The sequence below is a fragment of the Pseudomonas sp. zfem005 genome (assembly GCF_032621735.1).
Taxonomy (GTDB): Bacteria; Pseudomonadota; Gammaproteobacteria; order Pseudomonadales; family Pseudomonadaceae; genus Metapseudomonas; species Metapseudomonas solani.
In genome coordinates this window covers 456,524-477,589 of record NZ_JAVYJE010000001.1, presented here as the reverse complement: position 1 = coordinate 477,589, position 21,066 = coordinate 456,524, and the positions used below count along the sequence as shown (strand labels likewise).

The following is a 21,066-nucleotide window of genomic DNA, read 5'->3' as shown; positions in this document are numbered from 1 at the left end:
GAAAGAAAAGGGCCCGCCCCCGTTTCGTGGCGGGGGCGGGCCCAGTACTGCTCGTTTGACTAGCGGACCTTCACTACCACCTTGCCGACGGCCTTGCGCTGGCCGAGGGCGTTGATGGCGTCGGCGGATTTCTCCAGCGGGAACACCTGGGAGACCAGCGGCTTGAGCTTGCCTTCGGCGTGCCAGGCGAACAGCTGCTGGAAGTTGGCCAGGTTGTCCTGGGGCTGGCGCTGGGCGAAGGAGCCCCAGAACACACCCACCACCGCGGCACCCTTGAGCAGGGTGAGGTTCACCGGCAGCTCGGGGATGCGGCCGCTGGCGAAACCGACCACCAGCAGGCGGCCGTTCCAGGCGATGGAGCGGATGGCCTCGTCGAACAGGTCGCCGCCGACCGGGTCGTAGATCACGTCCGCGCCCTGGCCGCCGGTCAGCTCCTTGACCTTCTCCTTGAGGCTGGACTCGCTGTAGTTGATCAGCAGGTCGGCGCCCGCGGCCTTGGCCACTTCCAGTTTCTCGGCGCTGCTGGCGGCGGCGATCACCTTGGCGCCCATGGCCTTGCCGATCTCCACCGCCGCCAGGCCGACGCCACCGGAGGCGCCCAGCACCAGCAGGGTCTCGCCCGGCTGCAGGTTGGCGCGCTGCTTGAGGGCGTGCATGGAGGTGCCATAGGTCATGCCGAAGGCGGCGGCGGAATTGAAGTCGATGCCCTTGGGGATCGGCATCACGTTGTAGCCGGGCACGGCCACCTGCTCGGCGAAGCTGCCCCAGCCGGTCAGCGCCATGACCCGGTCACCGGGCTTGAGGTGGGTGATCTTCTCGCCGACGGCGGCGACGGTGCCGGCGGCCTCGCCACCCGGGGAGAAGGGGAACGGCGGCTTGAACTGGTACTTGCCCTCGATGATCAGCGTATCGGGGAAGTTGACCCCGGCGGCATGCACGTCGATCAGCACTTCGTTCTTCTTCGGCTCGGGGCTGGCAACCTCTTCGAGCACCAGGGTTTCGGCTGGGCCGAAGGCTTTGCACAGGACGGCTTTCATGGACGCTTCCTCAACGTGGATGCCGGCGCGAAGGGCGCGGCAGGTTGGCCTGATGGCTTGGCAGTGTAGGTAGCCCGCCCGGTGGGTCAACGAGCATGGCCTGGCCTGATAGCCGTGCATAAGCGTCGGGCTTGGGCCGGCGAGCAGGTCTGGCTATGCTAGTCGCACGCTTATTCAGGAATCACACCCGTGAAAACCACCCTCGCACTGCTGCTGGCCCTGCTCATCCCCTTCGCCGCCCTGGCCAACGAGGAGAAGGAAGAACCCAAGGAGGGCGAAGCCCCGAAGATCGCCTACGTCGGCCTGACGCCAGCGCTGGTGGGCAACTACGGGGCGGGCCCCAAGCTGAAGTACTACAAGGCCGATATCTCCCTGCAGGTGGCGGGCGCGGACGCGGCCAAGTCGGTGGAGTACCACGAGCCGCTGATCCGCAATCAGCTGGTGATGCTCTTCTCCCAGCAGACCGACGACAGCCTGGCCACGCCGGACAGCAAGGAGAAGCTGCGCCAGGAAGCGCTCAAGCAGGTGCAGCAGGTGCTGCAGCAGGAAGAAGGCAAGCCCCTGGTGGACGACCTGCTGTTCAACAACCTGATCATCCAGCCCTGAGCTGACCGGGCCTGGGCTCGCGCTCAGCGCAGCGCGAGCACCGCCTGCCATTCCTCGTCGCGCACCGGCATCACCGAGAGGCGCGACCCCTTCTGCACCAGCGGCATCGCTTCCAGTGCCGCTTGCGCCTTCAGCGTCGCCAGCGGGATGACCCTTGGGAACGCCTCGACGAACTCGACGTCCAGGGCGCTCCAGGGGTTCTTCTCGTGGCTGGCCTTGGCGTCGAAGTAGTGGCTTTGCGGGTCCAGCGCCGTCGGGTCCGGGTAGGTGGCGCCGACGATGCGGGCGATCCCGGCGATGCCCGGTTCCGGGCAGCTGGAGTGGTAGAAGAAGAACAATTCGCCCTCCTGCATGGCACGCATGAAGTTGCGCGCCTGGTAATTGCGCACCCCATCCCAGCGTGCACGACCCAGTCGTTGCAGGTCATGGATCGACAGTTCGTCGGGTTCCGATTTCATCAACCAATAAGGCATGAACTTTGCTCCTGCCGTCCGGTCCTTGTCGCGGACGAAAAATCACCAACGGGCCGACGGTCGGCTGGCGTCATAAATTGCGTGTTCTCCATCGTTGCCGGAGAATGCCGCACTTTAAGCCGGATGCCGCCAGGCAGCCCATAATTAAAAGCACCCGCCGCAAGTCATCGCGGCACGTTTGCCTTGAAGGGGGAGGCAATCCGATGAAACGCAAACCCGATCTTCTCTGGGTACTGGTCATACTCTTCGGCCTGGGCGTGGTTACCACGGGTTACACCCAAAGCCTGTGGGAACAGCGCCAAGGCGCGCCGGTCAGCATCCAGCAGCCCTGATTTCCGAGGGCGCCGCAAGGAACGCGGCGCCGCTTCAGTTTCCGCGATACCAGTCCCCGTCCGTCACCGTCGCCTGCAGGCGCACATCCCAGCTGGCCAACGGCAAGCGATCCACCTTCTGGCATTCATGGGCCAGCCCCAGCAGCGTCGGCTTCTGCCAATTTTTGCGCCGCGCGCGGTATGCCAGGCTGCGGTCATAGAAACCGCCCCCCATCCCCAGGCGCCCGCCTTCCTCGTCGAAACCCACCAGCGGCAGCAGCACCAGGTCGAGCGTCCAGACCGGCCGTTGCTGCGACTGATTGGCGCGGGGCTCGAGAATACGGAAGCGGTTGCGCACCAGGCGCTCGCCCGGGCGCAGGCGCTGGAACACCATGCGCGTCGGCGGCCAGGCCTTGAGCACCGGCAGGTAGGTGGCCTTGCCGCGCTTCTGGGCTTCACGCAGCAATGGGCGCGGGTCGATCTCGCCGTCGGCCGGCAGGTACAGCGCCACATGGCGCGCACGGCGGAACAGCGGATGCTGGGCCAGTTGGCGATAGAGGGCGCGGGCGGCGCGTTGCTGTTCGAGGGGGGAAAGCGTGCGGCGTGTCTGCCTGAGTAGGCGCCGCAGGGCCGGGCGGGAGAGAGTGCCGGCGCTGATCATGAAGGGTACGACTCCCCGGTTATGCCGCTGTCGGTTTAGCCCTTGAACCCGAAAGTTCAAGGTGGAGGTTGCAGGAGGCGTTAAGGCTTTCCGTCAGGCGGACATGCACACCGGCCCCACTTACAACCCCCGTGGTTGTGCGTATCGGCTCAGGGACATCACCGACTGGCAAACACACCAGGGAGCTGCCGGCGAGTATACCCCAACAGAAGGCTCTGGCGTCAGGCTTCGTGTCCATCCGGATCAGCGGCGAGCGCATGATCGACACGCTCCAGCAGGTCACGCACGCGCTCGCGGGTCGAGGTGGCTTCCTGGTCGAGGCGTTCCTGCTTGTGCAGCAGTTCGTGGGTGATGTTGAGAGCCGCCATCACGGCGACGCGGTCGGCGCCGATGACCTTGCCGCTGGTGCGGATCTCGCGCATCTTGCCGTCCAGGTAGCGGGCTGCGCTCTCCAGGTTGGCGCGCTCGTCCGAGGGACAGGCGATGCAATATTCCTTGTCGAGGATATGGACGGTGACGGTGTTCGGCTGGGTCATGAATCCTGCTCCAGGGCTTTCAGGCGCGAAATCATCGCTTCGACCTTCTGCCGGGCCATTTCGTTCTTTTCGATCAGATGGGCGCGTTCTTCTTTCCAGGCCTTTTCAGCCGCTAGCAGTTGCCGGTTTTGCGACTTGAGCTGCCCCACGCGCTGGATCAGGAGCTCCAGCTTGGCGGTGAGGGCTTGCAGTTCCGCGTCTTCCATGGGCTCTCTACTTCGCGATGAAGGATCGGACTATATAGGAACGGCCCGATCCAGGGTCAAACCCGTCGGCGGCGGTCGATGGTCTTGGCGCGCATGCCGATGCTAGGATACGAGGCCGTCATTCTAGTGATTGCGCCCTCTGGCGCCTAGCCACCCATGCCCAGTTCCAATTCCCCGTATTCCGCTTTTGCCGCCCTGATCGCCACCAGCGGTCAGCCCGTCTCCCCTGCCGAGCTCCATGGCCTTCTGCTGGGGCGCAGCTGCGCCGGCGCCGGCTTCGATCCCGAGCCCTGGCTGGAGGATGCCGCCGAGCTGCTCGGCGCTGAGCCACAGGACAACCTGCGCCAGGCCCTGATCGGCCTGCAGGAGATGGTCAAGGGCGAGCTCACCGGCACCGAGATGGCCGTCGTGCTGCTGCTGCCCGATGACGAAACGCCGCTGGGCGAGCGTGCCGCCGCCCTTGGCCAATGGTGCCAGGGCTTCCTCGGCGGCTTCGGCCTGACCGCTCGCGAAGGCGCGCTGTCCGGCGAGGCGGTCGAAGTGCTTCAGGACCTCGCCTCCATCGCCCAGGTGCAAAGCGCCCTGGAAGATTCCGAGGACGGCGAGACCGACTACATGGAAGTGATGGAGTACCTGCGCGTGGCGCCCCTGCTGCTGTTCAGCGAGTGTGCCCGCAAGCCCGCGCCGGTGGCTCCAGCGCCGAAAACCTCTCTGCATTGAACCCGCGTCACGGGCGCATGGGCGCCCCTTGGTAAGGAGCGCGCATGACCCGTATCCCGAAGTCCGAATTCGCCCGTCGCCGCAAGGCGCTGATGGCGCAGATGGTGCCCAACAGCATTGCCATCCTGCCCGCGGCGCCGGTTCACATCCGCAACCGTGACGTCGAGCACGTGTACCGCCAGGACAGCGACTTCCAGTACCTCAGCGGCTTCCCCGAGCCCGAGGCGGTGCTGGTATTGATCCCCGGTCGCGAGCATGGCGAGTACGTGCTCTTCTGCCGTGAACGCGATCCCGAGCGCGAGCTCTGGGACGGCCTGCGTGCCGGCCAGGACGGCGCCATCGGCGAGTACGGTGCCGACGACGCCTTCCCCATCGGCGATATCGACGACATCCTCCCCGGCCTCATCGAAGGCCGCGAGCGCGTCTACTACTCCATCGGCACCAACCCCGAGTTCGACCAGCACCTGATGGAGTGGGTCAACGTGATCCGCTCCAAGGCGCGCCAGGGTGCGCAGCCGCCGAACGAATTCGTCGCCCTCGACCACCTGCTGCACGACATGCGCCTGTACAAGTCGGCCGCCGAGGTCAAGGTCATGCGCGAGGCCGGCGAGGTCTCCGCCCGTGCCCATGTGCGTGCCATGCAGGCCGCCCGTGCCGGCCTCTACGAATACAGCCTGGAAGCCGAGCTGGAATATGAGTTCCGCAAGGGCGGCGCGAAGATGCCGGCCTACGGCTCCATCGTCGCCGCCGGCAAGAACGCCTGCATCCTTCACTACCGCGAGAACGACGCGCAGTTGAAGGACGGCGACCTGGTGCTGATCGACGCCGCCTGCGAGCTGGACTGCTACGCCAGCGACATCACCCGCACCTTCCCCGTCAGCGGCCGCTTCAGCCCCGAGCAGAAGGCCATCTACGAGCTGGTGCTGGCCTCCCAGGAAGCCGCCTTCCTCGAGATCGCCCCCGGCAAGCACTGGAACGAAGCCCATGAAGCCACCGTGCGGGTGATCACCGCCGGGCTGGTGGAGCTCGGCCTGCTCCAGGGCGATGTCGCCGAGCTGATCGCCAGCGAAGCCTACAAACCCTTCTACATGCACCGTGCCGGCCACTGGCTTGGCATGGACGTGCACGACGTCGGCGAATACAAGGTCGGCGGCGAGTGGCGCGTGCTCGAACCCGGCATGGCCATGACCGTCGAGCCTGGCATCTACATCGCCGTGGACAACCAGAACGTGGCGAAGAAGTGGCGCGGCATCGGCGTGCGCATCGAGGACGACGTGGTGGTGACCAAGAAGGGCTGCGAGATCCTCACCGGTGGCGTACCCAAGACGGTCGCCGAAATCGAGGCCCTGATGGCCGCCGCACGTACCGAGGCCGCATGATGCAACGCACCCAACTGGCAATCATCGGCGGCGGCCTCGTAGGCGCCAGCCTGGCCCTGGCCCTGCAGGAAGGCGCCAAGGCGCGTGGCTGGAAGATCACCCTGATCGAACCCTTCGCCCCGGGCGACAGCTACCAGCCGAGCTATGACGCCCGCTCTTCCGCACTGTCCTTCGGTACCCGGCAGATCTACGAGCGCCTCGGCCTCTGGCAGGCCATCGCCCGCCGCGCCGAGCCGATCCTGCAGATCCACGTGTCCGATCGCGGCCGCTTCGGCGCCGCGCGCCTGGCGGCCATCGAGGAGGGCGTCCCGGCGCTCGGCTACGTGGTGGAGAACGCCTGGCTCGGCCAGTGCCTGTGGCAGGCGCTGGATGCCGATGTGGTCACCTGGCAATGCCCCGCCGAGGTGGTGCGCATGGAGCCCCTGGCGGACGGCTATCGCCTCAGCCTCAACGATGACACCCAGCTCGATTGCGACCTGGCGGTGCTGGCCGATGGCGGCCGCTCCGGCCTGCGCGAGCAGCTGGGCATCGGCGTCAAGCGCAACCCCTATGGGCAGACCGCGCTGATCGCCAACGTCAGCCCCGTGGAAGCCCATCGCGGCCAGGCCTTCGAACGCTTCACCGACGAAGGCCCGATGGCCATGCTGCCGGTGGCGGACAACCGCTGCGCGCTGGTCTGGACCCGCCCGGGCAAGGACGCTGAGCGCCTGTCGCGCCTCGACGACCGTGCCTTCCTCGCCGAGCTGCAGGAAGCCTTCGGCTACCGCCTGGGCGCCTTCAACCAGGTGGGGGCGCGGCACCTCTACCCGCTGACCCTGGTGGAAGCCGAGGAGCAGGTGCGCGCCAACCTGGTGGTGCTGGGCAACGCCGCCCACAGCCTGCACCCCATCGCCGGGCAGGGCTACAACCTGTCCCTGCGTGACACCGTGGCCCTGGCCGAGACGCTGCTGGCCAGCGAGGCGCCCCTGGGCGACTTCGCCACCCTGCAGCGCTACCTCGACAGCCAGCGCCTGGACCAGGACCTCACCGTCGGCTTCTCCGACCAGGTGACCCGCCTGTTCTCCAACAAGGAGCCGCTGCTGGCCGGTGGACGCAACCTGGGGCTGCTCGGGCTCGACCTGCTGCCGCCCGCCAAGCGCTGGTTCGCCCGCCAGGCCATGGGCCTGGGCACCCGCCCCATCTGAGCCGCGTCATGCAGGACCGTTCAATGGCGCGCAAGGCGCGCTTCCTGCGCTGGGCGCTGAACATCTACCCGCCCTACCTCGGGGCGGGTGTTCGTGTGCGGCAGATCAGCGCAGACTTCCGTCTGGTACGAGTCAAACTGGCGCTGGGCTGGTACAACCGCAACTACGTCGGCACCCAGTTCGGCGGTTCGCTCTACAGCATGACCGACCCCTTCTTCATGTTGATGCTGATGAACCTGCTCGGGCGCGATTACATCGTCTGGGACAAGGCCGCCAGCATCGACTTCGTCTCCCCCGGCAAAGGCCCGGTCTACGCCGAGTTCCGGGTCGACGACGGGTTGCTGGAACGCATCCGCCAGCACACCGCTGACGGTGACAAATACCTGCCCGAGCTGCACGTCGACGTGCACGACGGCGAAGGCACCCTGGTCGCCAGGGTGCACAAGACACTCTATGTGCGGCTCAAGCCGCGCGCGCGGCAAGCCGCCTAAGGAATGCACATGCAAGCGGATCTGATCATCGTCGGTGCCGGCATGGTGGGCAGTGCCCTCGGCCTGGCGCTCAAGGACAGCGGCCTGGAGATCATCCTGATCGACGGCAGCCCCCTGAGCATCAAGCCCTTCGACGCCGAGGCCGCCTTCGAGCCCCGGGTCAGCGCCCTGTCCGTCGCCAGCCAGCGCATCCTCCAGCGCCTCGGCGCCTGGGACGGCGTCGCCGCGCGCCGCGCCAGCCCCTATGGCGAGATGCAGGTCTGGGACGGTTCCGGCACCGGCAACATCCACTTCTCCGCCGCCAGCGTGCATGCCGAGGTGCTCGGCCACATCGTCGAGAACCGGGTGATCCAGGAGGCCCTGCTGGAGCCCCTGCACGACAGCGGCGTCGGCCTGCTGCCCAATGCCCGCCTGGAAAACCTGCGCCGCTCCGGCGATGACTGGCTGCTGACCCTGGTGGACGGCCGCGAGCTGCGTGCCCCGCTGGTGATCGCCGCCGACGGCGCCAACTCCGCCGTGCGCCGCCTGGCCGGCTGCGCCACCCGCGAGTGGGATTACCTGCACCACGCCATCGTCACCAGCGTGCGTTGCGAGCAACCGCACCGCCGCACCGCCTGGCAACGCTTCACCGACGACGGCCCGCTGGCCTTCCTGCCCCTGGACCGCCAGGGCGACGAGCACTGGTGCTCCATCGTCTGGTCCACCACGCCCGAGCAGGCCACGCGCCTGATGGCGCTGGACGACGAGGCCTTCCGCGTCGAACTGGGCAAGGCCTTCGAGCATCGCCTCGGTCGTATCGAGGCCGCCGACCCGCGCCTGTGCATCCCGCTGCGCCAGCGCCACGCCAAGCGCTACGTGGAACCGGGCCTGGCACTGGTCGGCGACGCCGCCCACACCATCCACCCGTTGGCCGGGCAGGGCGTCAACCTCGGCTTCCTCGACGCTGCGGTGCTGGCCGAGGTGCTGCTGCACGCCCATGGACGTGGCGAGCGCCTGGCGGATGAACGTGTGCTCAGCCGCTTCGAGCGCCGACGCATGCCGCACAACCTGGGGATGATGGCGGCGATGGAAGGCTTCCAGCGTCTGTTCCAGGCCGACCCGCTGCCCCTGCGCTGGTTGCGCAACGCCGGGCTGGGCCTGGTGGACGGCCTGCCCGAGGCCAAGGCGCTGTTCGTGCGCCAGGCCCTGGGCCTGTCCGGCGACCTGCCGGAGCTCGCCCGCGTCTGATCACGGGCCGCGCTCGCGGCCCGGGCGAAACACCTCGTCATACAAAGCGGAGCCGGATGCCAACTGAGGTTGATTATCATCTGGCTCCTTTTTGTCTATCGCGAGGCATTCGCAAATGAAGGCGCGCAACTCCCTGCTCACGCTCCTGGCCATCGGCCTGGGTGCCACCTCCGTCCAGGCGGCCGATGAAGTGGTGGTCTATTCGTCACGCATCGACGAGCTGATCAAGCCGGTGTTCGACGCCTACACCGCGAAGACCGGCGTCCCCATCACGTTCATCACCGACAAGGAAGCCCCGCTGATGCAGCGCATCAAGGCCGAGGGCGAGAACGGCGTGGCCGACCTGCTGCTCACCGTGGACGGCGGCAACCTCTGGCAGGCCGAGCAGATGGGCATCCTGCAGCCCTTCAGCTCCCCCGCCATCAAGGCCAACATCCCCGCGCAATACCGCTCCGGCAGCGACAGCTGGGCCGGCCTCTCGCTGCGCGCGCGCACCATCGTCTACTCCACCGACCGGGTGAAACCGGAAGAGCTCTCCACCTACGAGGCCCTGGCCGACGCCAACTGGGAAGGCCGCCTGTGCCTGCGCTCCTCGAAGAAGGTCTACAACCAGTCGCTGACCGCCACCCTGATCGAGGCGCGCGGTGTCGCCGAGGCGGAGAAGGTGCTCAAGGGCTGGGTCAACAACCTGGCCACCGACCCCTTCGCCGACGACAACGCGGTGATCCAGGCGGTGGACGCCGGCCAGTGCGACGTCGGCATCGTCAACACCTACTACTACGGGCGCCTGCACCAGCAGAACCCGCAGCTGCGCGCCAAGCTGTTCTGGCCCAACCAGGCCGACCGTGGCGTGCACGTCAACCTCTCCGGCATCGGCCTGACCCGCCACGCGCCCCATCCCGAAGCGGCCAAGGCGCTGGTGGAGTGGATGACCACCCCCGAGGCGCAGAGCCTGTTCGCCGGGGTCAACCAGGAATTCCCCGCCAACCCGGCGGTGAAACCCTCGGCCGAAGTGGCCGCCTGGGGGGCCTTCAAGGCTGACGACGTACCGGTGGAAGTCACCGGCAAGCGCCAGGCCGAAGCCATCCGCATGATGGACCGGGTCGGCTGGCACTGACCCCTCCACGGGGCGCTCACCCGGGCGCCCCGTGTCATCCCCCTTCCCGCTCTGCCCGAGAGTTCCGCTTGAAGCGTCCCGCCCAGCGCCGCTGGTACCCCGTCACCTTCGCCATCGCCGCCCTGGTGCTGCTGCCGCTCTGCGTGCTGGTGCTGTCCTGGCACGAGGTGCACCGGGAGATCTGGGCGCACCTGTGGGACACCCAGCTGCCGCGCCTCCTGGGCAACAGCCTGGTGCTGGTGTTCGGTGTCGGCCTCGGGGTGACGCTGCTGGGCGTCAGCCTGGCCTGGCTCACCAGCCTCTGCGAATTCCCCGGTCGGCGCTGGCTGGACTGGGCGCTGATGCTGCCCTTCGCCATCCCCGCCTACGTGCTGGCCTTCGTCTTCATCGGCCTGTTCGATTTCGCCGGGCCGGTGCAGAGCCAGCTGCGCGAGTGGTTCGGCAGCGGCGTGCGCCTGCCCCGGGTGCGCTCCACCGGCGGCGTGATCACCGTGCTGGTGCTGGTGTTCTACCCCTACGTCTACCTGCTGGCGCGCAGCGCCTTCCTGGCCCAGGGGCGCGGGCTGATGGAAGCTGCACGCACCCTCGGGCTCAGCCCCTGGCAGGCGTTTTGGCGCGTGGCCCTGCCCATGGCGCGGCCAGCCATCGGCGCCGGGCTGGCCCTGGCAATCATGGAGACCCTGGCCGATTTCGGTGCCGTCTCGGTGTTCAACTTCGACACCTTCACCACCGCCATCTACAAGACCTGGTACGGCTTCTTCAGCCTTGGCACGGCGGCCCAGCTGGCCAGCCTGCTGCTGCTCGGCGTGTGCCTGGTGCTCTATGGCGAGCGCCGCGCCCGGGGCGTGACCCGGCCGGCCAGCGAACGGCCCCGTGGCGCCGCCCTGTATCACCTGCGCGGCGTTCGTGCCTGGGCGGCCAGCGCCTGGTGCGGCCTGGTGTTCGCCTGCGCCTTCGTCATCCCCCTGCTGCAGCTGCTCGCCTGGTGCTGGCAGCGCGGCCGTTTCGACCTCGACGAGCGCTACCTGGGGCTGGTGCTGCACAGCCTCTACCTGGGCGCCATGGCCGCGCTGATCACGGTCTCGGTGGCGTTGCTGCTGGTGTTCGCCCGGCGCCTGGAGCCGACCCGGCCGATCCGCGCCGCCGTGGGCCTGGCCAACCTGGGCTACGCGCTGCCGGGCTCGGTGCTGGCGGTGGCCATCATGCTGGCTTTCAGCTGGCTCGACCGCGAGCTGGTGGTGCCGCTTTCCGGCTGGCTCGGTGGCGCCGGCAAGCCGCTGCTGCTGGGCAGCCTGACGGCGCTGCTGCTGGCCTACCTGGTGCGCTTCATGGCGGTGGCCCACGGGCCGCTGGAAGGTGCCCTGGCGCGCATCCGGCCGTCGCTGCCGGAGGCTTCGCGCAGCCTCGGCGTGGGTGGCCCACGGCTGTTCCTGCGGGTCTACCTGCCGCTGCTGGTGCCGGGCGCCCTGAGTGCGGCGCTGCTGGTGTTCGTCGACGTGCTCAAGGAAATGCCCGCCACCCTGCTGATGCGCCCCTTCGGCTGGGACACGCTGGCGGTGCGCATCTTCGAGATGACCAGCGAAGGCGAATGGGCCCGCGCCTCGCTGCCGGCCCTGAGCCTGGTGCTGGTCGGGCTGCTGCCGGTCATCGGCCTGATCCGCCGTTCCGCCCGGGGCTTCGGGCGCTGAAACATGACGTGACCGCTGGGTCAGCCGTCGGGTGTCCAGTCTTCCGCCTTGCGGCTACAATGCGCGCCATTCGTTGCGGCGCGTCTGCTTGAAAGGGCGTCACGACCTGCCGTCGAGGCCACGGAAAGCCAGGCCCGACAAGGGTTCCAGCGCCCGTCCGCATCTTCGCCAAGCCCGGAAGGAGAAACCCATGGGACAGCGTACCCCCCTCTACGATCTGCACCTGGCGTTGGGGGCCAAGATGGTCGATTTCGGTGGCTGGGACATGCCGCTGCACTACGGCTCGCAAGTCGATGAGCACCATCAGGTGCGGACCGATTGCGGCGTCTTCGATGTGTCCCACATGACGGTGGTGGACGTAGCCGGCAGCCAGGCCCTGGCCTATCTCCAGCGCCTGCTGAGCAACGACGTCGAGCGCCTCAAGACCCCCGGAAAAGCCCTCTACAGCGCGATGCTCAACGAGCGTGGCGGCGTGGTCGACGACCTCATCGTCTACCTCACCACCAGTGGCTACCGCCTGGTGGTCAACGCCGCCACCCGCGACAAGGACCTGGCCTGGATGCACAAGCAGGCCGACGGCTTCGACGTGCGCCTCGACGAGCGCAGCGAACTGGCCATGCTTGCCATCCAGGGCCCCGCCGCCCGCCACCGCACCGCCGAGCTGGTGAGCAGCGCCCGCGCCTCCCTGATCCACGAACTCAAGCCCTTCCAGGGCCTGCCCGAGGGCGACTGGTTCATCGCCCGCACCGGTTACACCGGCGAGGATGGCCTGGAAATCATGCTGCCCCGTGACCAGGCGGCCGGCTTCCTCAACGAGCTGGTGGGTGCCGGTATCGCGCCCATCGGCCTCGGCGCCCGCGACACCCTGCGCCTGGAAGCGGGCCTGAACCTCTACGGCCAGGACATGGACGAAGACAATTCGCCCCTGGCCTCGAACCTCGCCTGGACCATCGCCTGGGAGCCCGCCGGCCGCGACTTCATCGGCCGTGACGTGCTGGAAGCCCAGCGCGCCGGTGGTGCCCAACCCAAGCTGGTCGGCCTGGTGCTGGAGGAGCGCGGCGTGCTGCGCGCCCACCAGGTGGTGCGGGTGGAAGGCGTGGGCGACGGTGAAATCACCAGCGGCAGCTTCTCGCCCACCCTGGGCAAGTCCATCGCCCTGGCCCGCCTGCCGGCGGGGACCTGCGAGCGCGCCGAAGTGGAAATTCGCGGTAAGTGGTACCCGGTTCGCGTCGTCCAGCCGAACTTTGTACGCAATGGCAAAGCCTTGATCTAAATTTTCCTGGCGGGCCGACCGCCGCCGTCCTTGAGGAGCCTGAACAATGAGCAATATCCCCGCCGATCTGCGTTACGCCCCCAGCCACGAGTGGGCCCGCCTGGAAGCCGATGGCAGCGTTACCGTGGGCATTTCCGACCATGCCCAGGAAGCCCTGGGCGACGTGGTCTTCGTCGAGCTGCCGGATGTCGGCAAGACCCTGGCCGCGGGCGAGGAAGCCGGTGTCGTCGAGTCGGTGAAAGCCGCTTCCGACATCTACTCGCCGGTTTCCGGTGAGGTGATCGCCGTCAACCAGCTGCTGACCGACTCCCCTGAAGAGGTCAACAACGATCCCTACGGCGCCTGGTTCTTCAAGCTCAAGCCGGCCAACACCGCCGAGCTGGACAAGCTGCTGGACGCCGCCGCCTACAAGGCATCCGCCGACTCCGACGCCTGACGCTACAACGGCTCGCCGCCCCGCCCGGGATGGCGGCCGATGCCCCTCCGGCCGGTCCTCCGACCAGCCGGCCGGCCATCCTGGAAATGCTTGCCTAAGCTTATTGGGCCATTTCCAGAGGCCGATCCCATGTCGCACATCCCCCCGTTGTCCCAGCTGCAACAGCCTGACGCCTTCCTCCGCCGCCACCTGGGCCCGGACCAGGCCGAACAGCAGGCCATGCTCGACGCCCTCGGCCTCGCCGACCGCGATGAGCTCATCGTGCAGACGGTGCCACCGGCGATCCGCCTCAACCGCCCCCTGGAACTGCCGGCCGCCCTGGACGAAGAGGCGGCCCTGGCGAAACTGCGTGCCCATGCCCAGCGCAACGAGGTGTGGACCAGCCTGATCGGCATGGGTTACCACGGCACCCTGACCCCGGCGGTGATCCTCCGCAACGTGCTGGAGAACCCCGGCTGGTACACCGCCTACACGCCCTACCAGCCGGAGATCGCCCAGGGCCGCCTGGAGGCGCTGCTGAACTTCCAGCAGATGACCATCGACCTCACCGGCCTGGAGCTGGCCAGCGCCTCGCTGCTGGATGAAGCCACCGCCGCCGCCGAGGCCATGGCCCTGGCCAAGCGCGTGGCCAAGGCCAGGAGCAACCTGTTCTTCGCCGACCAGAACTGCCACCCGCAGACCCTTTCCGTGGTGCGCACCCGCGCCGAGGCCTTCGGTTTCGAGCTGGTGGTGGACGCGGTGGAGAACCTGCCCTCGCACCAGGTGTTTGGTGCCTTGCTGCAATACCCGGACACCCACGGCGAGATCCGCGACCTGCGCCCGCTGATCGAGCACCTGCACAGCCAGCAGGCGCTGGCCTGCGTGGCTGCCGACCTGCTCGGCCTGCTGCTGCTGACGCCCCCCGGCGAGCTGGGTGCCGACTTGGTGTTCGGCTCGGCCCAGCGTTTCGGCGTGCCCATGGGCTACGGCGGCCCCCACGCGGCCTTCTTCGCCACCCGCGACGAGTTCAAGCGCGCCATGCCCGGGCGCATCATCGGCGTCTCCAAGGACGCCCGTGGCAACCTCGCCCTGCGCATGGCCCTGCAGACCCGCGAGCAGCACATCCGCCGCGAGAAGGCCAACTCCAACATCTGCACGGCCCAGGTGCTGCTGGCCAACATCGCCGGCTTCTACGCCGTCTACCACGGCCCGGAAGGGCTCAAGCGCATCGCCCAGCGCGTGCACCGGCTCACCGCCATCCTCGCCGAGGGGCTGGCACGCAAGGGCATGCAGCGGCTCAACCAGCACTACTTCGACACCCTCACCCTGGAGGTGGGCGGCAGCCAGACGGCGATCATCGAATCGGCCCAGGCGGCGCGCATCAACCTGCGCATCCTCGGTCGTGGCCGGCTCGGGCTGAGCCTCGACGAGACCAGTAGCGCCGCCACCGTCGAGCAGCTGTGGAGCGTCTTCCTTGGCGCCGACCACGGCCTGTCGGTGGACGAGCTGGACGCCGGGGTGCTGGTGCCGGGCATTCCGGCGGAGCTGGCGCGCAGCTCGGCCGTGCTGCAGCACCCGGTGTTCAACACCCACCATAGCGAGACCGAGATGCTGCGCTACCTCAAGCAGCTGGAGAACAAGGACCTGGCGCTCAACCAGTCGATGATCCCCCTCGGCTCCTGCACCATGAAGCTCAACGCCACCAGCGAGATGATCCCCATCACCTGGCCGGAGTTCGCCGCCATCCACCCCTTCGCGCCGCTGGAGCAGACCCAGGGCTACCAGGCGATGATCGCCGAGCTGGAGGAATGGCTACGGGCAATCACCGGCTTCGACGCCATCTGCATGCAGCCCAACTCCGGCGCCCAGGGCGAATACGCGGGGCTGCTGGCGATCCGCAAGTACCATGAGAGCCGGGGCGAGGCGCACCGCAACATCTGCCTGATCCCCGCCTCGGCCCACGGCACCAACCCGGCCTCGGCGCAGATGGCGAGCATGCGCGTGGTGATAGTCGAGTGCGACAAGGCCGGCAACGTCGACCTCGACGACCTCAAGGCCCGGGCGGCGGAGGCGGGGGCGCAGCTGTCCTGCCTGATGGCCACCTACCCCTCGACCCACGGCGTGTACGAGGAGGGCATCCGCGAGATCTGCGAGGTGATCCATGCCCAGGGCGGGCAGGTCTACATGGACGGCGCCAACCTCAACGCCCAGGTCGGCCTGGCGCGCCCGGCGGACATCGGCGCCGACGTCTCGCACATGAACCTGCACAAGACCTTCTGCATCCCCCACGGTGGTGGTGGCCCGGGCATGGGGCCGATCGGCGTGCGCGCGCACCTGGCGCCCTTCGTCGCCAACCACCCGGTGATCGAGCTCAAGGGGCCGAACCCGGAGAATGGCGCGGTCAGCGCGGCGCCCTGGGGCAGCGCCAGCATCCTGCCCATCAGCTGGATGTACATCGCCATGATGGGCCCGCAGCTGGCGGATGCCACCGAGCTGGCCATCCTCAACGCCAACTACCTGGCCAAGCGCCTCGGCAGCGCCTATCCGGTGCTCTACACCGGGCGCAACGAGCGGGTCGCCCACGAGTGCATCCTCGACCTGCGCCCGCTCAAGGCGGAAACCGGCATCAGCGAGGAGGACGTGGCCAAGCGCCTGATGGACTACGGCTTCCACGCACCGACTATGTCCTTCCCGGTGCCGGGCACCCTGATGGTCGAGCCCACCGAGAGCGAGTCCAAGCACGAGCTGGACCGCTTCATCGAAGCCATGCTCGGCATCCGCGCGGAGATCGCCAAGGTGCAGGCCGGCGAGTGGCCGGCCGAGGACAACCCGCTCAAGCGCGCGCCGCACACCCTGGCCGACGTGGTGGGCCTCTGGGAGCGGCCCTATAGCATCGAGCAGGCGGTGACGCCCACCGCCCACACCCGGGCGCACAAGTACTGGCCCACGGTGAACCGCGTCGACAACGTCTACGGCGACCGCAACCTGTTCTGCGCCTGTGTGCCCCTGGAGGACTACCGCGAGTAGGGCATCTCTCTTAGAGGCGCCCAGCAGTCGCTCCCGGGCGCCGGGTTATTCGGCCTTGAACTGCAGGCGCCCGAGCAGGCCGATCAGCAGTACGTTGAAGACGATCAGCAGCAGGCTGCTGGCCAGGCCGACGACGCTGATCAGCTTGGACGGGAGGAAATCGAAAAAGCTGAAGTCGAGCAGGGAGAGCACGCGCTCGCTGAACCAGAACAGGTCGATGACGATCATCAGGATCAGCACGATCTTCAGCGTGGGAATGGGGTTACCCATGGGGGACATCCTTGTAGGTGAGAAGAAGAGGGCCGGTAAAGGTGACGCCGGCAGGAAGGTTGTGCCCGAGCGCCGGACTTCCCGCAAGCCTGGCGTGCCCTGGATGCGGCCTGGGTAGCGCTTTCAATCGGTGGATAAGAAAGGGCCCCCAACCTGGCCGGGTTGGGGGCCCTCGATGCATTCCATGCCGCGCTGCAAGCGCCCGCGCCTGCGGGTTTCCCTTTATTCGTTGGCGAGGATGGCGGTCGCCAGTTCCTCGTCGCTGGCCTGGATGCCGGGGTTGTCGGCACGCACCTGCTTCAGCGCTGCTTCCAGGAAGGGGCCACGGATGGCGCCGTCGCTGGCGACGAAGCTGCTGGCATCTTCGCGGGCGGCGACGATCAGCTTGTGGTCCTTGAAGGTCACGTAGGTGGAGGCGGTGGTGGCGCCGGAGGACAGCACGTTGCGCCAGAAGGTATCCGCCATGGCCGAGCCAGCAGGGATGGCGGCCAGGGCGATGACAGCGGCAGCTACTGTGGTACGCATGGGATGACTCCAGGTTGTTGTGGGGGACCTGCAACTGAGATTCCGGGCGGCCCCGGGGAGTTCCGTATACAGGCCAAGTGGCCGCCGACCGGTCATGGCAGCTGGCCAGTGGTTCGGCCCGGCGGGCGCTATTCCCGCTTCAGCGCCGGGTCGTCGGGGTTGAGCTGCTCCAGCTCGGCGAGCAGGGCCTGCACCTTCTGGATCTGCCCCGCTTCGCGCCAGTAGCCGATCAGCGCCAGGCGTGCCTCGCGGTTGACGGGGTTGCTCTCCAATACCTGCTCCAGGCGGCGGCAGGCTTCCTCCAGCTTGCCGTCATCGTGCAGCGCGGCCGCCAGGGCGTGGCCGTAGCGGGCGTTGCCGGGTTCCAGGCGCACCGCTTCGCGGAACGCGGCGATGGCGGCCTGGCGCTCCCCCTTGCGCAGGGCCGCCTGCCCCTGGGCGTGGTGCAGCAGGGCTGCCGCGGGGTGTTCGCGCAGCGCCTCGGCCAGCACCTTCTGGCCCTCTTCCCAGCGGTAGTTGGCGTCGAGCCATTGCACCAGGGCGACCCGCGCGGGGAGGAAGTCGGGGTCGCGTTCGATGGCGGTGCGCAGGCGCCCTTCTACCTGGTCGGCGCGGCCGTTGCCCTGGTAGAGGGACGCCAGGTTGAGGTTGGCTTCGGCGCGCTCGGCCAGGCTCAGTTGTACCGCCTCGTATTCGGCGATGGCTTTGTCCCAGGCCTTCTCGTAGTTGCCCAGGCCGGTGCTGCCCATGCCCAGCAGGCCACGGGCGGCGATGATGCGCACGGCCCGCACCGGGTCGGTGAGCAAGGGCGCCAGCAGGTCGCGGCGCTGCTCGGGCGGCAACAGGGCGTTGACCGCGCGCACCGCCGCTTCGCGTACCTGGGGCGCGGCGTGGTTGAGGTCGTTGGCGGCCAGGTTCAGCGCGCGCTCGCTGGGGTAGCCGGGCAGCTCGGCGAGCAGGGTGGCGCGGCGGATGGCCGGCAGGTCGCCACGCTCCAGTTGCTGGAACAAGGCCCGCGAGGCGCCCGGGCGGCCGTTGCGGATCAGCGCCAGGCTCTCGTCGTAGCGGGGTGCCGGGTCCTTGCCCTGGGCGTACCAGTGTTCGAACTGCTCGGCCACGGCCTGGCCGGCGACATCCTTGTGGCAGCCCAGGCAGGCATCGGGGGTGCCCAGCTTCAGCGCGCGGCCGGGGTTGGGCAGGCTGAAGCCGTGGTCGTGGCGGTAGTCGTTGCCCAGCAGCGTCTTGCCCGGCATGTGGCAGTCCACGCACTGGGAGCCGGGTTGCCCGGCGGCATGGTGCAGGTGTTCGGGGGCCTCGTAGTCGCGTGCCTTCAGGCCCCTGTCGTCGATGCCGGCCACGGTGCTCTTGCCGCTGGGGTTGTGGCACCGGGTGCAGAGGCCGTTGCCCTCCACCCGCACGCCGCCGCTGTGGGGGTCGTGGCAGGTGCTGCAGCTGAGCCCGCGCGCGTACATGCGGCTCTGGGTGAAGGAGCCGTACTCGTAGACCTGCTCCTTGAACTTGCCGTCCAGCTCGTACAGTTCGCGGGTCAGCGCGCTGGGCAGGTAGTCGTCCATCAGGCGCTTGCCGAAGGCGTGGTCGCCATCCAGGGGCACGCGACGGGCGTGGCAGCGGGCACAGGTTTCCACCTGCAGGCGGTTGCTGGTGCGGGCCAGGTCCAGGGTGAAGCCGGCCTGGGAGTGCAGGCCCTTGAAACGCGCCCATTCCAGGTGCAGGGAGGCCGGGCCGTGGCAGGCCTGGCAGCCGACGCCGGGGGCGGCCCAGTGGCTGGCGTAGGTACCGGTGGCGTCGTCATAGCCACGGACGTAGCCGGTGCTGTGGCAGTCGATGCACTGGAAGTTGGCGTTCTGCGACGGCTTGCTCCAGTGCTGCGGGTTGCGGAAGTCGATGCCCTGGCCGGACGCGAGGTGGAACCAGGCCTTCTTCTGCGTATCCCAGGCGATGCCGAAGGCTTGCAGGCGCCCGCCGGGGAGCTCCAGCAGGTACTGCTGCAGCGGCTCCACGCCAAAGGCGTAGGCCACCTTGAAGTCTGCCGGCTGGCCGTCGGGGCCGGGGGTGTTGACCCAGTAGCCGTCGTCCTTGCGGAAGAAGCGCGTGCTTTCCCCTTCGGCCTCGAAGCGGGCGTCGTCGAAGTCCCCCTGCACCGAGCGCGGCGAGGCGTCCTGCATCGCCAGCTGATGGTGCGAGCCCTTCCAGGCCTTCGCCTGGGGCGCGTGGCAGGTGCCGCATTGCTGCTCGTCGACCATCTGCGCCGGCCCCTGGTCCGCCAGGCTCGGCCCCGGCCCCCGCGTCGGCACGTAGGGCTTGCCGCCCTGCACCCACAGCCAGCCGCCCAGGCCCACCAGCAACAGCAGCGCGGCGAGCACGGGCAGGACGTAACTGGGGCGGCTGGGCGGACTCGCGGGGGAATCGGGGGCGTTCGGGTGTTTCGGCATGCAGACGTCCGCTGTGGTGCATGGACTCACGGAAGCACGCAGCTTCCGTGAATGCGCCCGAAGCTGTCAAACCAGCGCCGCTTGGCGCCCTGCCTTCCTTGCCGGCCAGGGCGACGCTCAGTGGCAGAGGCCCAGCAGGTGCGGCCGGTAGTGGCTGCCGGGTTCTGCGCTGATGGTGCAGAGGAAACTCAGCGTGGCCGGGGCGTTCAGCCAGGTCATCTGCTCGAACAGGCGGGGTTCGGCGGTCACCTGCTGCACCAGGTAGCCCCGATGCTGGTCACGCTCATCCTCGTTCTCAGGCTGCCTGGCGATGACCGCATAACACTGGTCCTGCCCCTCGACGACGTGACGATAGATACCGAGGCATAGAACGGTGAGTTGAAACTGCATGTCGCATCTCCTTATTGCGCAAGGGTGCCTTCGGGCACCTGCCCATCCGGGCCGATAGCACGTGAAAAACCTCCCCCCGCCCTGCGCGTCCATGTGGGGGCCATTGGACCGAGCCGACGGCCTGCGCTCTTCCTGGCGCTTGGCCGTTCTGGCGGCCGGGCCACAAGTGGATCATGGCCGCGCGCTCGGGCGGAGGGAGGGAAACCCGGGGCATCCCGCGAGCCACCGTCGGAGTGGCGTCCGAACGCTGGCGCAGAGGAGTGCCCTGGGTGCGCATACTACATATAGTAATTACGTCCTATAGCCTGTATTACATTGGGTTACTGGCCGCCGGCAATACGGCGCGTAATGTCGCGCCCATGAAGAAATGGAACCTGCTGGCCAAGGCCAGGATGAAAGATCTCGGTGTCACCCAGGAGCAACTGGCCGAACGCCTGCACGTGACCCAGGGCGCCGTGGCGCACTGGCTGGGAGGGCGCCGGGAGCCCGGGTTGACCCGTATCAACCAGATACTCGGCGCGCTGCACATGCCTCCGCTGAGCATCGGCGGGCAGGCCGTGCAATCGTCCACGGCGCCCGACGATGGCAGGCAGGACGCAGACGCCCCGGATGGCGTGGCCCCTATGACCATCAGAGAATCGGATTCATCCCGCTACGAGTACGAGATCGAGCTTCCGCTGCTGCGCGAGGCCGAGGGCGATCCGGACCCGGCCACCGCGCTGGAGGAATTGGACTACTCGGGAATTCGCTTCAGCCGACATGCCTTGAAGCAGCGCCAGATAGAACCGGAACAGGTGGCCTGCGTCATCGTCAGCGGCGACAGCATGGAACCCGTCTTTCCCGACGGCGCGGTCCTCGGCATCGACCGTGGGCGTTGCGAGGTGGTGGATGGCAAGGTCTATGCCCTGGTCGACGAGGGCATGCTGAGGATCAAGGTCCTGCACCGCCTTCCGGCCGGGCAGATTCGCCTGCGCAGCTACAAGCGCGAGGAGTACCCCGACGAAGAGCGCCCCCAGGCCGGAATCCAGGTGATCGGGCAGGTGTTCTGGTCCTCGGTGCTCTGGTAACCCGCCCATC

The 21,066-nt window shown here is 68.1% G+C and carries 22 protein-coding genes and 1 other RNA gene; 13 read left to right on the top strand and 10 right to left on the bottom strand.

Annotated elements, in window-relative coordinates; all coding sequences use genetic code 11:
- Positions 1-59: 59 nt before the first annotated feature.
- Positions 60-1,037, bottom strand: a complete 978-nt coding sequence (locus tag RTW82_RS02180) for an NADPH:quinone oxidoreductase family protein (RefSeq protein ID WP_316924118.1) — start codon at positions 1,035-1,037, stop codon at positions 60-62.
- Between the two features lie 189 nt (positions 1,038-1,226).
- Between RTW82_RS02180 and RTW82_RS02175 the strand changes: the two genes are divergently transcribed.
- A complete protein-coding gene (locus RTW82_RS02175) occupies positions 1,227-1,643 on the top strand; it encodes a flagellar basal body-associated FliL family protein (RefSeq protein ID WP_021218210.1) in 417 nt (138 codons plus the stop codon).
- A 23-nt stretch (positions 1,644-1,666) separates the two neighbouring features.
- Here the strand turns inward: RTW82_RS02175 and RTW82_RS02170 are convergent, their stop codons facing one another.
- Positions 1,667-2,116 carry an EVE domain-containing protein gene (locus tag RTW82_RS02170; RefSeq protein WP_316924117.1) on the bottom strand — a complete coding sequence of 150 codons (450 nt, stop codon included), beginning with the start codon at positions 2,114-2,116 and terminating at the stop codon, positions 1,667-1,669.
- Between the two features lie 203 nt (positions 2,117-2,319).
- On the opposite strand from RTW82_RS02170, the gene RTW82_RS02165 reads away from it, so the two are divergent.
- On the top strand, positions 2,320-2,448 hold the full coding sequence (locus RTW82_RS02165; RefSeq protein ID WP_021218212.1) for a hypothetical protein: 129 nt from the start codon (positions 2,320-2,322) through the stop codon (positions 2,446-2,448).
- Between the two features lie 34 nt (positions 2,449-2,482).
- On the opposite strand, the gene RTW82_RS02160 is transcribed toward RTW82_RS02165, so the two are convergent.
- The 4 genes from RTW82_RS02160 to RTW82_RS02145 form a co-directional block, all read right to left on the bottom strand.
- Positions 2,483-3,088: a 5-formyltetrahydrofolate cyclo-ligase gene (locus RTW82_RS02160; protein ID WP_021218213.1), complete on the bottom strand. Its 606-nt coding sequence runs from the start codon at positions 3,086-3,088 to the stop codon at positions 2,483-2,485.
- A gap of 8 nt (positions 3,089-3,096) precedes the next feature.
- Positions 3,097-3,275, bottom strand: a non-coding RNA gene (gene ssrS, locus RTW82_RS02155) — 6S RNA.
- Between the two features lie 34 nt (positions 3,276-3,309).
- Positions 3,310-3,624 carry a cell division protein ZapA gene (locus RTW82_RS02150; protein ID WP_111261123.1) on the bottom strand — a complete coding sequence of 105 codons (315 nt, stop codon included), beginning with the start codon at positions 3,622-3,624 and terminating at the stop codon, positions 3,310-3,312.
- Entirely contained in the window at positions 3,621-3,830 is a 210-nt protein-coding gene (locus tag RTW82_RS02145; RefSeq protein ID WP_184488301.1) for a TIGR02449 family protein, read from the bottom strand. The genes RTW82_RS02150 and RTW82_RS02145 overlap by 4 nt, the downstream gene beginning before the upstream one ends.
- Before the next feature lie 156 nt (positions 3,831-3,986).
- Here RTW82_RS02145 and RTW82_RS02140 point away from each other — a divergent pair, with 156 nt between their 5' ends.
- The 10 genes from RTW82_RS02140 to gcvP all read left to right on the top strand — a co-directional run bounded on the left by RTW82_RS02140 (position 3,987) and on the right by gcvP (position 16,351).
- Positions 3,987-4,550, top strand: coding sequence for a YecA family protein (locus RTW82_RS02140; RefSeq protein WP_263400390.1), 564 nt, complete (start codon positions 3,987-3,989; stop codon positions 4,548-4,550).
- Between the two features lie 44 nt (positions 4,551-4,594).
- Positions 4,595-5,929: a Xaa-Pro aminopeptidase gene (pepP, locus tag RTW82_RS02135; RefSeq protein ID WP_271659622.1), complete on the top strand. Its 1,335-nt coding sequence runs from the start codon at positions 4,595-4,597 to the stop codon at positions 5,927-5,929.
- Positions 5,929-7,113 carry a 2-octaprenyl-6-methoxyphenyl hydroxylase gene (gene ubiH, locus RTW82_RS02130; protein WP_316924340.1) on the top strand — a complete coding sequence of 395 codons (1,185 nt, stop codon included), beginning with the start codon at positions 5,929-5,931 and terminating at the stop codon, positions 7,111-7,113. The genes pepP and ubiH overlap by 1 nt, the downstream gene beginning before the upstream one ends.
- A gap of 8 nt (positions 7,114-7,121) precedes the next feature.
- On the top strand, positions 7,122-7,604 hold the full coding sequence (locus RTW82_RS02125; protein WP_263400391.1) for a DUF4442 domain-containing protein: 483 nt from the start codon (positions 7,122-7,124) through the stop codon (positions 7,602-7,604).
- Between the two features lie 9 nt (positions 7,605-7,613).
- On the top strand, positions 7,614-8,831 hold the full coding sequence (locus tag RTW82_RS02120) for a 2-octaprenyl-3-methyl-6-methoxy-1,4-benzoquinol hydroxylase (RefSeq protein ID WP_043244231.1): 1,218 nt from the start codon (positions 7,614-7,616) through the stop codon (positions 8,829-8,831).
- Positions 8,832-8,946: 115 nt separating this feature from the next.
- Positions 8,947-9,948 carry an extracellular solute-binding protein gene (locus tag RTW82_RS02115; protein WP_316924116.1) on the top strand — a complete coding sequence of 334 codons (1,002 nt, stop codon included), beginning with the start codon at positions 8,947-8,949 and terminating at the stop codon, positions 9,946-9,948.
- Positions 9,949-10,016: 68 nt separating this feature from the next.
- Positions 10,017-11,636: an iron ABC transporter permease gene (locus tag RTW82_RS02110; protein ID WP_316924115.1), complete on the top strand. Its 1,620-nt coding sequence runs from the start codon at positions 10,017-10,019 to the stop codon at positions 11,634-11,636.
- Between the two features lie 190 nt (positions 11,637-11,826).
- On the top strand, positions 11,827-12,909 hold the full coding sequence (gene gcvT / locus RTW82_RS02105) for a glycine cleavage system aminomethyltransferase GcvT (RefSeq protein ID WP_263400394.1): 1,083 nt from the start codon (positions 11,827-11,829) through the stop codon (positions 12,907-12,909).
- A 46-nt stretch (positions 12,910-12,955) separates the two neighbouring features.
- The gene (gene gcvH, locus RTW82_RS02100; RefSeq protein WP_316924114.1) at positions 12,956-13,345 is read left to right on the top strand and encodes a glycine cleavage system protein GcvH; all 390 of its coding nucleotides are present in this window, start codon (positions 12,956-12,958) and stop codon (positions 13,343-13,345) included.
- A gap of 129 nt (positions 13,346-13,474) precedes the next feature.
- A complete protein-coding gene (gene gcvP, locus RTW82_RS02095) occupies positions 13,475-16,351 on the top strand; it encodes an aminomethyl-transferring glycine dehydrogenase (RefSeq protein ID WP_316924113.1) in 2,877 nt (958 codons plus the stop codon).
- 45 nt (positions 16,352-16,396) lie between these two features.
- Here gcvP and RTW82_RS02090 read toward each other — a convergent pair whose 3' ends face one another.
- From RTW82_RS02090 to RTW82_RS02075, 4 genes are all read right to left on the bottom strand, one after another.
- Positions 16,397-16,621 (bottom strand): hypothetical protein, encoded by a 225-nt coding sequence (locus tag RTW82_RS02090; RefSeq protein ID WP_316924112.1) that lies wholly within the window; start codon positions 16,619-16,621, stop codon positions 16,397-16,399.
- A 222-nt stretch (positions 16,622-16,843) separates the two neighbouring features.
- Complete coding sequence (locus RTW82_RS02085) at positions 16,844-17,146, bottom strand: DUF2388 domain-containing protein (protein WP_021218227.1); 303 nt, start codon at positions 17,144-17,146, stop codon at positions 16,844-16,846.
- A gap of 128 nt (positions 17,147-17,274) precedes the next feature.
- Positions 17,275-19,599, bottom strand: coding sequence for a tetratricopeptide repeat protein (locus tag RTW82_RS02080; protein WP_316924111.1), 2,325 nt, complete (start codon positions 19,597-19,599; stop codon positions 17,275-17,277).
- A gap of 117 nt (positions 19,600-19,716) precedes the next feature.
- On the bottom strand, positions 19,717-19,989 hold the full coding sequence (locus tag RTW82_RS02075) for a hypothetical protein (RefSeq protein ID WP_021218229.1): 273 nt from the start codon (positions 19,987-19,989) through the stop codon (positions 19,717-19,719).
- Between the two features lie 359 nt (positions 19,990-20,348).
- Between RTW82_RS02075 and RTW82_RS02070 the strand changes: the two genes are divergently transcribed.
- Positions 20,349-21,056, top strand: a complete 708-nt coding sequence (locus RTW82_RS02070; protein ID WP_316924110.1) for a helix-turn-helix transcriptional regulator — start codon at positions 20,349-20,351, stop codon at positions 21,054-21,056.
- Positions 21,057-21,066 lie beyond the last annotated feature (10 nt).